This window comes from Shewanella psychropiezotolerans, assembly GCF_007197555.1.
In the GTDB taxonomy this organism is placed as follows: Bacteria; Pseudomonadota; Gammaproteobacteria; order Enterobacterales; family Shewanellaceae; genus Shewanella; species Shewanella psychropiezotolerans.
Map to the genome: position 1 here is coordinate 5,536,099 of NZ_CP041614.1, position 14,716 is coordinate 5,550,814.

At 45.0% G+C, this 14,716-nt stretch carries 14 protein-coding genes and 1 pseudogene; 6 read left to right on the forward strand and 9 right to left on the reverse strand.

Translation table 11 applies throughout. The features are described from left to right. Positions 1-108: 108 nt before the first annotated feature. Together FM037_RS24180 and FM037_RS24185 are read left to right on the forward strand one after the other, a co-directional pair. Positions 109-1,191, forward strand: a complete 1,083-nt coding sequence (locus FM037_RS24180; protein ID WP_229381005.1) for a M28 family peptidase — start codon at positions 109-111, stop codon at positions 1,189-1,191. A 248-nt stretch (positions 1,192-1,439) separates the two neighbouring features. Beyond that, positions 1,440-3,290 (forward strand): DEAD/DEAH box helicase, encoded by a 1,851-nt coding sequence (locus FM037_RS24185; protein ID WP_144048104.1) that lies wholly within the window; start codon positions 1,440-1,442, stop codon positions 3,288-3,290. Between the two features lie 191 nt (positions 3,291-3,481). Here the strand turns inward: FM037_RS24185 and FM037_RS24190 are convergent, their stop codons facing one another. Both FM037_RS24190 and FM037_RS24195 read right to left on the reverse strand, forming a co-directional pair. Further along, positions 3,482-3,844 (reverse strand): hypothetical protein, encoded by a 363-nt coding sequence (locus tag FM037_RS24190; protein WP_229381006.1) that lies wholly within the window; start codon positions 3,842-3,844, stop codon positions 3,482-3,484. A 157-nt stretch (positions 3,845-4,001) separates the two neighbouring features. After that, on the reverse strand, positions 4,002-5,129 hold the full coding sequence (locus FM037_RS24195; RefSeq protein WP_144048105.1) for an NAD(P)/FAD-dependent oxidoreductase: 1,128 nt from the start codon (positions 5,127-5,129) through the stop codon (positions 4,002-4,004). A 128-nt stretch (positions 5,130-5,257) separates the two neighbouring features. Between FM037_RS24195 and FM037_RS24200 the strand changes: the two genes are divergently transcribed. Both FM037_RS24200 and FM037_RS24205 read left to right on the forward strand, forming a co-directional pair. Continuing rightward, positions 5,258-5,638, forward strand: coding sequence for a hypothetical protein (locus tag FM037_RS24200; RefSeq protein ID WP_144048106.1), 381 nt, complete (start codon positions 5,258-5,260; stop codon positions 5,636-5,638). A 251-nt stretch (positions 5,639-5,889) separates the two neighbouring features. Then, positions 5,890-6,297 carry a hypothetical protein gene (locus FM037_RS24205; RefSeq protein WP_144048107.1) on the forward strand — a complete coding sequence of 136 codons (408 nt, stop codon included), beginning with the start codon at positions 5,890-5,892 and terminating at the stop codon, positions 6,295-6,297. 62 nt (positions 6,298-6,359) lie between these two features. Here FM037_RS24205 and FM037_RS28660 read toward each other — a convergent pair whose 3' ends face one another. Next, positions 6,360-6,509 carry a hypothetical protein gene (locus FM037_RS28660; RefSeq protein WP_185976897.1) on the reverse strand — a complete coding sequence of 50 codons (150 nt, stop codon included), beginning with the start codon at positions 6,507-6,509 and terminating at the stop codon, positions 6,360-6,362. 167 nt (positions 6,510-6,676) lie between these two features. Then, positions 6,677-7,501 carry a LysR family transcriptional regulator gene (locus tag FM037_RS24210; RefSeq protein WP_144048108.1) on the reverse strand — a complete coding sequence of 275 codons (825 nt, stop codon included), beginning with the start codon at positions 7,499-7,501 and terminating at the stop codon, positions 6,677-6,679. Between the two features lie 24 nt (positions 7,502-7,525). On the opposite strand from FM037_RS24210, the pseudogene FM037_RS24215 reads away from it, so the two are divergent. Both FM037_RS24215 and FM037_RS24220 read left to right on the forward strand, forming a co-directional pair. Beyond that, a pseudogene (locus tag FM037_RS24215) lies at positions 7,526-7,897 on the forward strand (linear amide C-N hydrolase); the annotation flags it as partial. A 170-nt stretch (positions 7,898-8,067) separates the two neighbouring features. Next, on the forward strand, positions 8,068-8,343 hold the full coding sequence (locus FM037_RS24220; protein ID WP_144048110.1) for a hypothetical protein: 276 nt from the start codon (positions 8,068-8,070) through the stop codon (positions 8,341-8,343). Positions 8,344-8,510: 167 nt separating this feature from the next. Here FM037_RS24220 and FM037_RS24225 read toward each other — a convergent pair whose 3' ends face one another. The 5 genes from FM037_RS24225 to FM037_RS24245 all read right to left on the reverse strand — a co-directional run bounded on the left by FM037_RS24225 (position 8,511) and on the right by FM037_RS24245 (position 14,703). Continuing rightward, positions 8,511-9,221 carry a PIG-L deacetylase family protein gene (locus FM037_RS24225; protein WP_229381007.1) on the reverse strand — a complete coding sequence of 237 codons (711 nt, stop codon included), beginning with the start codon at positions 9,219-9,221 and terminating at the stop codon, positions 8,511-8,513. A gap of 498 nt (positions 9,222-9,719) precedes the next feature. After that, positions 9,720-9,947, reverse strand: a complete 228-nt coding sequence (locus FM037_RS24230; protein ID WP_144048111.1) for a cysteine-rich CWC family protein — start codon at positions 9,945-9,947, stop codon at positions 9,720-9,722. Beyond that, positions 9,940-10,365, reverse strand: coding sequence for a GFA family protein (locus FM037_RS24235; protein WP_144048112.1), 426 nt, complete (start codon positions 10,363-10,365; stop codon positions 9,940-9,942). Before FM037_RS24235 ends, FM037_RS24230 begins: the two co-directional genes overlap by 8 nt. Before the next feature lie 648 nt (positions 10,366-11,013). Further along, entirely contained in the window at positions 11,014-11,904 is an 891-nt protein-coding gene (gene metF / locus FM037_RS24240) for a methylenetetrahydrofolate reductase (RefSeq protein WP_144048113.1), read from the reverse strand. Between the two features lie 411 nt (positions 11,905-12,315). Next, positions 12,316-14,703: a bifunctional aspartate kinase/homoserine dehydrogenase II gene (locus FM037_RS24245; RefSeq protein WP_144048114.1), complete on the reverse strand. Its 2,388-nt coding sequence runs from the start codon at positions 14,701-14,703 to the stop codon at positions 12,316-12,318. Positions 14,704-14,716: the final 13 nt, after the last annotated feature.

Below are 14,716 nucleotides of genomic sequence, written 5' to 3' on the forward strand. Positions count from 1 at the left end.
CTCAATTCTAGGTTCACTGCATTATCCAATTGCAAAGATAAACCTAGTGTATCTCTGCTTAAATAGGGTTAAGTTAGATCAAACAACTGCAGCATAAAAAGGAACGGGATGGATCCAACTCCTCATAGACTTAATGGCCTAACCAGTGCCAAGCTGAAATTTCAGCAATTAGCTATGCTCGTCACTCTGCTGTTAACTAGCCAGCTCATCTCCGGCTGTACTCACTCACACTTTTCCTATGCCTCATGCAAAACTCAGCTTGCTGTAGAATGGGCCAACACAGACCAGCTTCACGCCGATATCGCCAAGCTCACCTCCCCGGAATTTGAGGGAAGAAAAACCGGCACCTTAGGGGCCGAGTTAACCAGACACTATATCGCCAACCGATATAGTGAAATAGGGCTGACCCCTTGGAAAGATGAATATTCAGTCCCATTTACATACCAATATAACTTCGGTGAGCGCCAGGGGGTCAATATGGTCGGCGTCATCTATGCCGCCGAGCCCACAGACAAATGGCGGGTCATTCTGGCTCATTACGATCACTTAGGTAAAAAAGGACATAAAATTTACCCGGGAGCAGACGATAACGCCTCAGGTATAGCCGCTCTTTTACAAGTAGCCAGTCAAGTCGCCAAACATAATCGGAAAAATTCAGCCCCTCTTCCAGACCCACGCCAAGAGCTGTCGCAAGAGTCGTCACGAGCGTCAGTCAACATCTTATTTGTCGCAACAGATGCTGAAGAACCAGGCCTCTTTGGTGGCTATGCCTTAGTCGAACAACTCAAACAGCTAAGTGCCATCCCACAAATAAAACAGATAGAGTTAGCCATCAACATGGATATGGTTGGCCGTCCCGGTCGCCCCTCTGTTATCTATCTCGAAGGCCGGCGGGGTTTTACCCATTTTGATGAGATAAAGCAGACTTTGACCGACACCACAGGCCTGTGTATCAAAGCCAAACACCCCCGTCCCCTGGGTAGGAGTGTCCAGAAAGTAGACTGGCTGAGGGCCTCTGATCACTATCCTCTGTATAAGGCCGGGATCCCCTGGCTCTACTTTGGAGTCCCGCCGCACAATGATTATCACGGCAGTAGTGATACAATAGAAAAAATAGATCTTAAATTTCTGGCTGCTGTAAGCGAATCGGCCTATCAACTGCTGATTATCGACAGTTTAACGTTAGAATAAACATGAAAATCACTAATAGAAATTAAATTATCCACTCGCTAACTCATTAATTGGCTTAATATTTGCTAGGAAACTATCGATTATACGGGCTAAAACACCATCTTTAATTGGTAATACCAATTGCACCCTGCTATAATGTTCGGCTTACTGATACGTTATTCGGTGCGGGAAGTCGACACGGGGTTGATTTTCTGTCTATAAACCTAAGTGCTTTACGAGCACTCTGCTATTCCACAAGGTTACAACCCATGTCATCCAATGAACAAACTTTCCGCGAGCTCGGTCTTTCCGAGCCTCTTTTGCGTGCTCTTGACGACCTTGGCTATGAAAAGCCAACCCCGATTCAAGCCGCAAGTATCGACCCTCTTATGGCCGGTAAAGACATACTAGGTCAGGCGCAGACTGGTACAGGTAAAACAGGTGCTTTCGCACTACCACTACTGAACAACATAGACCCTTCTATTAATGCTCCGCAAATTTTAGTCTTGGCACCGACTCGTGAACTTGCAGTGCAAGTTGCCGAAGCGTTCGCTAGCTATGCTAAATTTGTGAAAGGCTTACATGTACTGCCTATTTACGGTGGTCAGAGCATGCATCAGCAGCTGAATGCCCTAAGACGTGGCCCTCAGGTCATCGTTGGTACGCCTGGTCGTGTAATGGACCACATGCGTCGTGGTACTCTTAAGCTAGATTCACTAAAAGCTATGGTGCTCGACGAAGCCGATGAGATGCTAAAAATGGGCTTCATCGACGATATCGAATGGATCCTTGAGCATACACCTAAGCAACGTCAGCTTGCTCTTTTCTCTGCGACCATGCCAGAGCAAATTAAGCGTGTTGCTAATAAATATTTGACCGACCCCGTTCACGTTAAGATTGCAGCTACCACAGCTACAGTCGAAACTATTGAGCAGCGTTTTGTGCAAGTTTCACAACACAACAAACTTGAAGCACTGGTACGTGTTTTAGAAGTTGAGAAGACCGAAGGTATTATCATCTTCGTTCGTACTCGTAACAGTTGTGTTGAACTGGCTGAAAAATTAGAAGCCCGCGGTTACGCATCATCACCTCTACATGGTGATATGAACCAACAAGCACGTGAGCGTGCAATTGATCAGCTTAAACGCGGCAAGTTAGACATCATTATTGCAACAGACGTCGCAGCTCGTGGCCTGGATGTTGAGCGTATCGGACACGTAGTTAACTACGATATCCCATATGATACTGAAGCTTACGTTCACCGTATTGGTCGTACCGGTCGTGCAGGCCGTACAGGTATGGCAATTCTTTTCGTTACACACAGAGAAATGCGTATGCTACGCACTATCGAGCGTGCAACTAAGAGCCGCATCTCTCCGATGGATGTCCCAAGCCCAGAGACAGTAACTGAACGTCGTCTATCTCGTCTAGGTGAGCAAGTTGCCGAAGTTATCGCTAAAGACTCTTTAGACTTCATGAAGGGTGCAGTAGCAAAGCTATGTCAAGAGCTAGAAGTCGATACAGATATTCTTGCCGCCGCTCTGCTTCAGCAAGTACAGAAAGACCGTCCTCTACAGTTACCATCGATTCACGAACGTCAACGTGATAGCCGTGATGATCGTAACTCACGTGACCGCAATGACCGTAATGACCGTAATCCTCGCGATCGTGGTGAGCGCAGTGAGCGTCCACGTCGTGATTCACGCCCAACTCCTAGCAACTTAGGTACGGCTGACTCACTTAAAGACAATCCAGACGTTAAGATGTGTCGTTACATCATAGACGTTGGCCGTGACAATGGCGTTGGTGTCGGTAACATTGTAGGTGCAGTAGCTAATGAAGCTAACATCGACAGCCGTTACATCGGTCAAATTCAATTATTCGATCAAATAACAGCCATCGACCTTCCAGCCGGAATGCCAGCGGATGTACTACAACACCTTAGGAAAGTGCGTGTTTGTGGTAGACCTCTAAACATCCGTGAAGCTGAAGGTGCAGAGCTTCCTTCAGAAGGAGATAGCCGTCCACCACGTCGCCCACGTAGATCTTCTAGCGATCGTCGCCCATCAACCGGTGACAGAAAGCCACATCGTAAAGGTAGCGCTCCTAAAGAGAGCTAATTTAAGATGATCTCACTAGCTCATACAGGCTAAGTGAATATATCAATGAAAAGGAGCCTTTGGCTCCTTTTTTTATGGCTAACTTTGTTATTTTTGGCTAGCAAAATGAAGCTACCAAGTGCTCATACTTAAAAGCATAGGTTTGATCTGAGTATCGAAAAAAACGACAAGGTAGAGTATGAGTAATAATGTTAATGACACCAGACAACGTCTTCTGGACTCCTGTCCATTGCGGTTAAGTAAGCTTGGAAAGAGTAGAAAATTAAACGGGTTAAACAGGTTCTGGTAACAGATGATCCCAATGTCACTCTTTCTCCCCCCTTTACCATACGGTAGAAGTAAAAGCCAAAACGACACATTAAAACGGGAATGCTAACAAACATAGCTAAAGAGAATGCTAGTTCTATGCCAGATATTTGAATCTCAATTTGCGTTAAGTGCGCTAAATTGCCAGTGAGTGAAAAAACAAAACCTATGGTCACAACCAGGGAAAAAAGTAAAAAAAGTAAGCTATAACCAAGTAACCGATACCAATCGATTCTGACGTTTCGCATATGAACACCTCAAGCTAGCAATAACCTTGTCCATAAGAGAGATCCTGCACAGCACTACACTAGTTATAATTTAGTACAATTTCACCAATCCAACATTGCCGCAAACACTTTTTCAAAAGCGCACTCACTTGAACTTAGTTAGAGTTCCACCTAGATGTTATTTTTCCTCTGCCAGTAATGCTTCAACATGCTTAGCGATCGCCAGACTGGCGGTGAGCCCTGGCGACTCTATACCAAACAGGTTAATTAGCCCCTCTATCCCGTGTACTTTGCTACCATCTATGCGGAAGTCTTCAAAACTATCTTTAGGCCCCTGAAGCTTAGGCCGTATTCCCGAATAACTAGGCTGAAGCTTATTCGCATCTATGCCAGGAAAATAACGCCTTATCGCCTCTAGGAACTTAGGTTTCAAGTTTGAGTCTATGCTGTAGTCAGGTATTGTCGAGCGAGAGATGTACTGGGTATCGGGACCAAACTTCAGTTGCCCGCCCATATCTACAGTCGCGTGGATCCCAAGCCCGGTAATATTTGTCTCAGGAACTGGATAAACAAGCCTTGAAAATGGACTCTTGCCACTATAAGAAAAATAATGGCCTTTACACCAATGGAGCTCTGGAATACAGCCATTCCCTACTCCATCTATGTTTTGAGCGACATCAGTAGAGTACAAGCCAGCACTATTGATAAGGTAGCTACTCTGCAGTGACATAACGTCACCATCAATATCCAAGCTTAGATTAAAGCCCTTATCTGTGGGCTCAGCCCATCTAAACTGAGTATTAGCCGCGAACGAGGCTCCATTGGACTCAGCCTCTGCCAACAGACTCTGCATGTAACTGTGACTATCTATGATACCAGTCGATGGAGAGAGGAGCCCGGCTGATGCCTTTAACTCAGATGAAAATCGATGCAAGTCTCGATGAGATTGCCACATAAGATCTTCAACACCATTGTTCCTAGCCCTAAGCTGCAAGTCTGCTAAATATGCTTGCTGATCCGCATTCTGGGCCACTATGAGTTTACCTAGGGGCTTAAATGGGATTGTTCTTTTTTGGCAAAATTCATAAAGTGCCAGCTTTCCCTCGAAACACAAATTAGCCTTTAAACTCTGCTCCGGGTAATAAATACCAGCGTGGACCACCTCACTGTTACGGCTACTGGTCTCTTCACCGAATCCCTGGTGCTTATCTATGATCAGGACATTGGAGAGCTTACAGCTTAACCTCGCCGCTATCGCCAGACCTACCACTCCGGCGCCTACGACGACAGCATCAACTTTTTCCATTTCAAGTCTCTAAGTTTTTGTCGAGTATGCAAGCCTCATACTATCAAGCATTACTCCCGATTACGTCAATTTACCTTAATACACTATATTGAACATGACCAAACATAATAAAATTAAGGGAAAAGTAGATGCCTAGACTCAGTTTTGGCTGCACGATTAACCATCTACAAAAAAGTATTGCCGAAGTGATTGTAGATTCTGGAATTGAGCTCACCATAGAGATGGTTGAAGAACTAGAGACTTATCTAGATACATACTATCCAGGCTCCTTTGCACTCCTGGTCAACAAGAAAAACCCATATAGCTACACCTACGAGGCTCAATTATGCCTGGCGTCGCTAGAGAAGCAGAAGGCCATCGCAGTCTTATATCATGATTTACACCGGGAACAGATCCCACCTCAATTTGATAAGAGACGTAAGATGGATAACATTAAGATAAAAAGCTTTCCAGCCACACAGTTGGGCACCAAGAAAGCATTAAACTGGCTGGCATCAAGCTTAATCTAGGCTCTTTCTGATCGAGCTCGAATAGATAGATTAGATTAATTTTCATTCACCTACGAACTTCTTCCCTCTCAGACTGCTCTAATACACTGAATTATCGATAAACACTCAAGTTGCCTACATTTTCTTTAGCGATAAATCAAAGACTAGGGTGTTTTCCTAATGTAAATGTAACCGCTCATATTTTACAGGCGAAACTATTTTATACTAAGCTTCTATGGCGCTATAAAAGTAATAATACAAGGAAGAAAAACATGCATAAATTTAATTTTGGTTGTTCGGTCGAACTGTTAACTAACAATATTGCTCAAGTAACCATTGAGCCTGGCGTTGAGATCACTCTAGAGATGTTAGGGGAATTTGATGAATACATGAGTCAAATTTTTAATCATGACTATGCCTTACTGGTCAATAAGCAACACAAATACAGCTATTCATTCGAAGCTCAACTTTGCATGGCATCACAAGAAAAGTTAAAGGCAACGGCCGTTGTTTTCTACGATGAAAATGAAGCGACACTCCCGCCAGAATTCAGCCAGAGACGCCTGGTCGACGAGTTGAATATACGCCTCTTCTCAGGCATCAACGACGGTAATAAAACCGCCATCAACTGGTTAGAAGAACAGTTATCGACAGAGAAACAATTGGAGTTGTCTTCATAACCTGGCTTGTCATCTTGAACGATTAGGGAGATACAGTAGTTTGATAAGACGAGGGAATATTTTCAGCACACCATCACAAAAATAATGTTCACGCCAATACCTGACAGCGACAAGATATCTAGACTATCGCTGCTCAACATGTCAGGCCACAGACCTAAACTGACAATGAGTGTCGTACTGCTAAAGTTGAAAGTTGGCGTTAGCGCTAACATGGCACTCTCTTGGGCCCTTGCATCTACTCATCGAAACAACCAAGCTGTAATCCAGTGCCATATACTTAATCGAATAGACGAAAGATAGGTAATTGAGCACAAGAAACAGACTCAAACCTGTTGATATTTTTCCACCAACTGATTAGCGACATGACAAACACTCTCCATCAGTGCCAGCCTGACAGGAGTGGGATTTTTGATTTAAATGACCATAGAGTTAAAGGGAAACAAATAGGTTGATTCAACTCTTTAATATGCAATCGAACCAAAGAACCCGCAATGAGCTCGTCATGAACCAAACCTTTGGGTAATAAAGCCCAACCTTCATGAATTTCAAGCAAGGCTTTTAGTACACTCATATTTTCTATCCTTTGATAATGAGGCGATAGAACCACCGAGGTTTGCATATCTACGGTGATACAATCTTCGGGGACTAGCAGCCTAACTCCTCTCAAGTGTGTAATACCCACTTTTTCAGCCTCAGAAGCTGTCACCAACGGGTGCCCAGCCCCTACCACAGGAATAAAGTGTAAGTTCGCTAAATGAATATATTGCATCCGGCTTATGGCCTTCCCCTTAAAGGCCATACCTAAACCTAAGTCAGCCTCACCAGCTTCTAACTCTGCAATGATCTCTTCCCTGCTTCGATGTAGCCAATGAATGTTGGTATCGGGAAATTGTGCACGAATCGCTTGAACACTTAAAGTTATCAACTCCTTTGGAATTAAATCACAATGCACAATAGTTAATTCACTCTCAATACCTTTACCTATGCTGGCACTCAATGACTCAAAAGAGGAGGTGTACTCAGCTAAGTTTTTAGCGTGCGCTAATAAAGCACGACCATCACGGGTCAACACAGGAAATTTAGCCGAACGATCGAAAAGTCCATAGCCCAAATCAATCTCTAAATTGGCGATCACTTGGCTGAGCGTCGACCTATCTCGGCCTAAAGCTCTTGCCGCGGCGCTAAAGGAACCTGTTTCAGCCACAGTGACAAAACTGGTGGAAAATATAAAACCAAGTACACAATTGCGGGAATATTCTCATATGGAGGCTTAGTCCATGACGTCGTTAATAGCGAAGGCATGCGAGCAAGTGTTCTATATTACGGTCCTATGACCATGGGAGAAAGAGCTCAGGGCAGCGTGTCTCAACTGACTTACGGTGAGTACTTGGCAACTAATTTTGCCAATGTAAAAGAGGTGCTGGCTAACATTGAGCAGATAAAATCCACCTTAGTTGAGCTTCCAGGACTTCCCATATCACCTAAGTTCCACTGGACTGTGACTGATAAATCTGGCGATCGCGCGATTATCGAATTAGATCCTGAAGGGGTGAAGGTCTACACGGGTGAAGAAGCTCAGGTCATGACCAACCTAGCGTAAAAGCGCACATTGATAACTGGAACAAGGTCTGGTCCAAACAAGCGCTAGCGAGATCCGATGGCAAAAGCATCTTAGGTGGGAAAGGTCATGTCAGCCCAGAGCAAAGATACCTACATGCCCGCTATTATTTATCACATTTAACCGAACCTAAAAGCACCATCAATGGCTTAATGAAGTTACAGGCCACTATCGTTAAGGTGCCCCATGACGCGCCAAACAGAATTGTCGATGGCAAGATGACTGAGTACGCCACCGAGTGGACAATAAGTCAGAGTCTGGAGACAGGAACCACTTTTCTGGAATATACATGGGGCAATGTATTTACCAAGTTTAACGTTAATTTTTACACACTTATAGAGAATGGCAAACCTGTTAGCCTCAAGCTAGATGATCCAAGTCTAGCCGGCGATATCACCCAGAAGATTATCGATTTAAGTAACAGATAAACAGTAATGACCATGTCAGGCCTGCTTATATACTAATAATGAGTTTAAGTTAGCCTGACGACTTAATACCTATACGAGCGTGACTACAAGCCTTGTAGTGACCACTGCGTCCTATAAAAAGCTGTATATTGGGTAAGATTTTAGGCTGTATTTGTATTGCTCCCAGATTAAAATCTCAATAAATATAACAATTGATGAGGTAACTCTACCCCATCAACAATCACTAGCTCTTCTACTGTGGACCTTTCTACAAAAGCTGAAAATGCACTTATCATGGTAGGTGGAAATTGAGTAGTGTAAATCGACATGGCACTAATACGCTGTCTTGCATAAGGTGATACATCGACTAGAATGCTGATTTCACTGTCATCGACAGGAACAGTTACGCGATAATCTAAGCCAAACTTTTCAGCCGAACGACTCAGAATATCGGCTCGGGTATCAGACAGCGCAAAATAGATAGAGTTCTCATTAAACTCCCCTGTAATCAGCCTATTCACTGTTTTATGATCTCGGTTATCTGTGATCCCTCCTCGAATAAATGACATTACCGCAATGGGATCTATTTGGGTAACAATAAACTCAAATGTTGCAATAAGCTGATGATGAAAATTCGTGAGTTTCCCGTCAGGAAAACGCAAAAATATGGGCGGTTCCAGACCTAAAATAGATGAAGCTGCTATCGCTTCTTGTTCCCGTACCCTAGCAAGGTCAGCACCCGATAACCCTTGGCCTGAATGGTCGCTACCAGCATCACCAGAAGTTGCGTATACAGGAAACACTCTTACGCCGCAATCGGCTAATTTTGCCAAGGTGCCGGACACCCAAGTTTCATCATCGGGATGGGCGAGTAATACTATAACTGATGGTGTATCCATGCCATTTATCTCCTGAGTCGACTGACAGGAGCAAACTAACGCAAAGAAAAGCATAATTGCGCATCTCATCTTCATCAATTTGATGATACACACACGCATATGTCTCATTTTGTCACCTCAAACCGCCGTAACAGAGTAAAGATCGGCTTACGTTTATTTAAACTTCTATGATTATATTTGCAAAAACAAACTATACAAGTGTGTACCTTTATGTATCATCTAAGTATAGCGAATCAATCTTGAGACACTAGTGATCTACTTTAATAACTTATACCAGCCTCATTAAATATCTGCTCGATTCAGAGCCACTCAGGCTTTTCAATTCAAGGCGCATTGATGTAGAAATGGTTATTCCCTTTTAAGTCAGTGCAACAAAGAAGTGGAACGCCTGAGAGGCTCACGTAGTGCGGGTTTAAAAAACCTTTATGCTGCGTTACATGTTCTCGATATAGAATCACTATCTGATATCAGCAGCTGAATATTGATAACGAACAATCACTAATCTAAGCGTTTGATGCCTAAGGTGACTTCTTGATTTAATTTCTCTATACAGGCTTCACAGATGCAGGAGTTAGAGGATGGCATTGCACCTCGCAATACATCTTTTGGCGGAAAAGAGGCTCGATTACACCAGCAATTTTCTATCGCTCCCCCTGACTCTACAGCACAAGAGTTGCTTCGTTGACAGAGAGGGCAAAGGCTCTGTTCAACGACAGCCTTATTCATCTAAATGTACTTTCATTATATTAGAAGCCTTATCCGCAGGATGGTTAATGCCATCATATAGTGTCACACCTTCCTGCAATAGCTTTTGAAGTTGAAAAGGGTTATCCCCCTCTAAGCAAGCCACATTGAAGGCATACAAGTGAGGATTGGAACGTCTCTGGTGATGGGTGTAGATCCCACATTTGGAGCAGAAAAAGTGTTTCGCACTACGAGTGTTGAATTGATAAAGACTCAATACTTCTTGGCCCTTCACGACCTCAAGATCAGATAAAGGCACAGAAGCAACAATCGACCCACGCCGTCTACACATGGAGCAATCACATCTACGAGGGTCGACTAAACCTTCGGGTAAATTTATCTTAAGCTCGACAGCACCGCAGTGACAGCTCGCCTTAAATTGATTTATAGCCTGCATCATTCCTCACCTGCTTCCCCATCAAACCTTGTGTATCAACGAAGGTTTTATAACCCAAGCGAACCTTATCGCCAAATACCCCCTCCGGGGTAGAGGCTAAACTTCTTGGTTTCAGATACTCTTAGGCACAGAGATAAGCTCAGCCTGCTTGTCTTGCAACTCCGTTGCCTAAGCAATGGAGACATAAGAGAATAGGACAGCAAATATGACTGTTAGCCAGGCCGAGGCCACTAAAGCTTTTTTAAAAAAATTCATGAACAACTCCCTATTTGAATGTGGCAAAGTACTACGATAGGGCATCGATTTCGCTTGCAGTAAGCTTGCCCGCTATATGGCCCATAACTCCATCGATATCCCCTTTCTGAACCTGTTCGCTGGGCCGATGCAGGCATTGCCTCTCCCTCCGTCATGGCACCAACAATCACTTGCCTACTTAACAATAACGAGATGGTTAAGGTACACATGTTAACCCCAAATTAATTGTTTTTATCGTAGAGGTACGATTGAACTTGATACAAATCCCATTCAATAGCTATCCATGCAATTGCTCTGAATCAATCCAGTACAAAAATGCCCTATCACAAGACAGGGCACCCAAATTCTAACTCTCACAGCCTCACAGCCTCACAGCCTCACAGCACAAGATAAAATCTATTTCCCAGGGCGCACACCTAAGGTATGGCAGATTGCATATGTCAGTTCGGCACGATTAAGGGTATAAAAATGGAAGTCTTTAACACCTTCACGAGACAAGACCTTAACCATGTCGATGGCCACGTTAGCACCTACCATCTGACGGGTCGCGGGATCGTCATCTAAGCCTTCAAACTGCTTATGTAACCAACCGGGAATAGAGACGTTAGTCATACCAGCGAAACGTTTAAGCTGTTTAAAGTTAGTCACAGGCAGTATGCCAGGAATGATTTCAGCATCGATACCGGCGGCGACACAACGATCACGGAATCTGAGGTAGGACTCGACATCGAAGAAAAACTGAGTGATGGCGCGATTGGCCCCGGCATCTATCTTCTTCTTAAGATTGATTAAATCGGCCTGAGCATTAGTTGCATCCGGGTGAACTTCAGGATAAGCCGCCACCGAGATATCGAAATCGGCAACAGAGCGCAATAGACGCACCAAGTCATTAGCAAAACGGGTCGGCTTAGGGCTGCCATCGGGAAGATCCCCACGTAGCGCGACTATGTCTCTGATACCTGAGTTCCAATAATGTTTAGCAAGCTCTATAAGCTCCTCATCGCTGGCATCGACTAAGGTCAAATGAGGCGCGGCAACGAGATCCGTCTCTCTCTGAATACGCTCAATTACCCCATGTGTGCGATCACGAACACCTGAGTTCGCACCGTAAGTCACAGAAACAAACTTAGGTTTTAATGGCTCTAGACGACGAATAGAATTCCAGAGAATTTTTTCCATCTCTGGTGATGCAGGAGGGAAAAATTCGAAAGAAACGTTAATATCACCGTTAAGCTCAGCCAAGCTCTGATTTAGTGATGTTGAATGTTGTGCGTGATGAAAACCCATTCCTATTCCCTCTACTGCTTTACTTAACCATAAAATAAAAAAACCATCTAGACGTTTGGACGTCTAGATATCCATATTAGTGAAACTGAGTTTGAAGTCAATAGTAAATAGAGTACTAAATGCAAATTAAAGATCAGGTATGAGAGACGAGAGCGCGACCTTGTCACTAGAGGGCGGCAGGGAAATGCCTCAGAGAAGGGGTTTTCCCCTGTTAGGACGCAGCAAAGCTGCTACGAGAACGTGACTTCGTCACTGCTAGGACGGCCTGTGGCCTTTGAGAGCGCGGCAAGCCGCTGCGAGAAAAAGCTGTTGATCTTCTCTAGCAGCCAACTTGGTGGCGTACTCGAAGCGCATCGGCCTCGAAGTGAGCTTGCGAACGCTCTCGTAGTGCAGCGCCCTTCTTTACGATACCTATTCTTGCACTAAATCCCGACAGATCTGCGCCAGATCAGACTGCACAGCTGCAGCCGTTACTTCGCGGCCGGCACCAGGGCCTCTGATGATCAAAGGATTATCTTGATAGAAAGCACTGCGTATAACAAAAACATTATCGCCAGGAGTTAGATTGGCATAGGCATGTTGAGTATCGACCCACTCCATGCCAACTGCGGCCTTAAGCTGACCATCGACAACATCGAGTCCGGCAACATATCTCAAGACCTTACTTTGCTCAGCCGCAGCCTGGAACTGCTGTAGCATCTCATGGTCTAGCTCGTCGATACGTGCTAAAAACTGCTCCAAAGGAATATCGGCTAAATCAGCAGGTACCAATGAATGAAGCTCAATATCTTCAAGTTCAATCTCATGACCAATCTCACGGGCCAAGATCAACAATTTTCGCTGCATGTCTCGACCTGACAGATCATCGCGGGGATCCGGCTCGGTAATACCTAATCCTCTGGCCTCCAACACCAGTTCTGAGAACGGTTTCTTAGCGTCATACTTCTCGAATAACCAGCACAGGGTGCCAGAAAAGATGCCACCAACGGCTTCGATACTGTCACCGCTGTTATGCAGATCGTTCAATGCATGCTGTACGGGTAAACCCGCACCACAACTGGCGTTGTAGCGCCAAAACAGTCTGCGATTCCCCAGCTGTAGCTTTAGCTCTCGATAGAAAGCTAAGGGGCCTGAACCCGCCAGTTTGTTAGCGCTAACCACATGAATACCTCGTGAGAAGAACTCAGGATATTGCAAAGTTAAGTCGGCGCTAGCGCTGATATCTAAGGCGATGAGTTCGTCACATTCGAGCGCTTGCAGCTGCTCAAACATATGATCATAGAGCCAAGGGGTGGCTTGTTGCTCAAAAGCCTGTTTCCAGAAATCGAGATCTATCCCTTCCTCTTTTAACAAGGCTTTCTTAGAACTGAGTAATCCCACCAGCTCCACGCTAGCCTCTAACTCTTTATTGAGTGCGACTCGAGCACGACTGAATAGATCCACCCAAGTCTCACCAATATTTCCCACTCCAAGCAGGAGCACACCGATGCGCTTACGCGGGCCGGCACAGCGACGATGCACTTTTTGAGTCAGCAAGTTAACTTGTGATGTCGGCACTAAGGTCACCAGACTCAAGCCATCTTTAAACAGCGGCCTTGCATCCCGGCTCAACAGGCGAGCGAAGCCACGGCGGTAAAGCCCAGCATCGGCGCTGACCAAGGCGACTAAGCCTAGATCTTCTCGAAGATGTATCTCAGAGATGGCCAAGCCATCTATCTCCAATATGGATTGAACTTGTTTCTGATTCTCGTGAGTAAAGGCGAGCTCGACTCGATTATGAGCCAACTTCCAATGGGCTAACGGAATTAAACCAGCACTTTCCAATAACTCAGCCAAATGAGCAATATCGCTACTTATCCTGAAGCTAAACAGGGAAACACTGGACAGATTCGTCACCACTGGCGCACTGGCTTGAGAGCTCTTAGGTGCGATCAGAGTGAAATCGGTATGAGACGCATAACTAGATCGAACAGCCAGACTCACTTGAGTATCGAATAAGGGCTGTAGGGAACGGTTATGCAGCACAGGTGAACCCAGATGCGCTAAACGGTTAGCCTCATCTAACGACAGGCTCTTAAGTAACTTGGCATCGTTAATCTTATTTGGATCTGCGTTGAACACACCTTCCACATCGGTCCAGATGGTGACACGTTCAATATCGGCTAAGCTGGCAATCAAGGTCGCACTATAATCTGAGCCGTTACGGCCAAGTAACAAGGTTTCTCCACGGCTGTTAGCACAGATAAAACCCGTGATAATTAATCTTTCGCTGGTATGCTCATCCAGAGCTTTCTGAACACGTGCTCGTGACTCATCGAGTCTGATCTGCGGCACGCCTCCTTCATCGGCTAATAGCAAGCTTCTGGAATCGATATCCAATGCAGCAACACCCGACTCTCTGAGTAATGCAGCCAGAAGACGAGCAGACCAACGCTCACCGAAACTCACCACTTCACTTCTTTTATATTCGTTTAACGCCTCTAGAGAAAATAGGCTAATGAGCTGATACTTGTCGATAGACAAGCGCTCTCTCAGGCTTCTGGCCTGCTCGTTAGAAAGTAGCTGCTCAATTAGATTCTGTTGAAAGCTGATCAACACCTGCAGCTCTTCCTGCCATAGCTGACCTGTGTCTTTGAGTTCCAGCAGTTTATAAAGAAAGTTGGTGCTCTTACCTGCGGCCGATACCACGACGAGATCGTCGCTGTTGCCGTGAGTGAGAAGGATATGAGCAACACGGCGGTAGCAATCTGCATCCGCTAAGCTAGAACCACCAAATTTGTGCAAATGACAACGCGCCATCTTTAACTCCTAT

Coding starts and splice junctions, on each gene's coding strand:
- FM037_RS28660 (WP_185976897.1), bottom strand. CDS start 6,509: ATGTTAGCGCTAACGCCAACTTTCAACTTTAGCAGTACGACACTCATT.
- FM037_RS24205 (WP_144048107.1), top strand. CDS start 5,890: ATGCATAAATTTAATTTTGGTTGTTCGGTCGAACTGTTAACTAACAAT.
- FM037_RS24200 (WP_144048106.1), top strand. CDS start 5,258: ATGCCTAGACTCAGTTTTGGCTGCACGATTAACCATCTACAAAAAAGT.
- FM037_RS24185 (WP_144048104.1), top strand. CDS start 1,440: ATGTCATCCAATGAACAAACTTTCCGCGAGCTCGGTCTTTCCGAGCCT.
- FM037_RS24220 (WP_144048110.1), top strand. CDS start 8,068: ATGAAGTTACAGGCCACTATCGTTAAGGTGCCCCATGACGCGCCAAAC.
- metF (WP_144048113.1), bottom strand. CDS start 11,904: ATGGGTTTTCATCACGCACAACATTCAACATCACTAAATCAGAGCTTG.
- FM037_RS24190 (WP_229381006.1), bottom strand. CDS start 3,844: ATGCGAAACGTCAGAATCGATTGGTATCGGTTACTTGGTTATAGCTTA.
- FM037_RS24195 (WP_144048105.1), bottom strand. CDS start 5,129: ATGGAAAAAGTTGATGCTGTCGTCGTAGGCGCCGGAGTGGTAGGTCTG.
- FM037_RS24180 (WP_229381005.1), top strand. CDS start 109: ATGGATCCAACTCCTCATAGACTTAATGGCCTAACCAGTGCCAAGCTG.
- FM037_RS24245 (WP_144048114.1), bottom strand. CDS start 14,703: ATGGCGCGTTGTCATTTGCACAAATTTGGTGGTTCTAGCTTAGCGGAT.
- FM037_RS24230 (WP_144048111.1), bottom strand. CDS start 9,947: ATGAATAAGGCTGTCGTTGAACAGAGCCTTTGCCCTCTCTGTCAACGA.
- FM037_RS24235 (WP_144048112.1), bottom strand. CDS start 10,365: ATGATGCAGGCTATAAATCAATTTAAGGCGAGCTGTCACTGCGGTGCT.
- FM037_RS24225 (WP_229381007.1), bottom strand. CDS start 9,221: ATGGATACACCATCAGTTATAGTATTACTCGCCCATCCCGATGATGAA.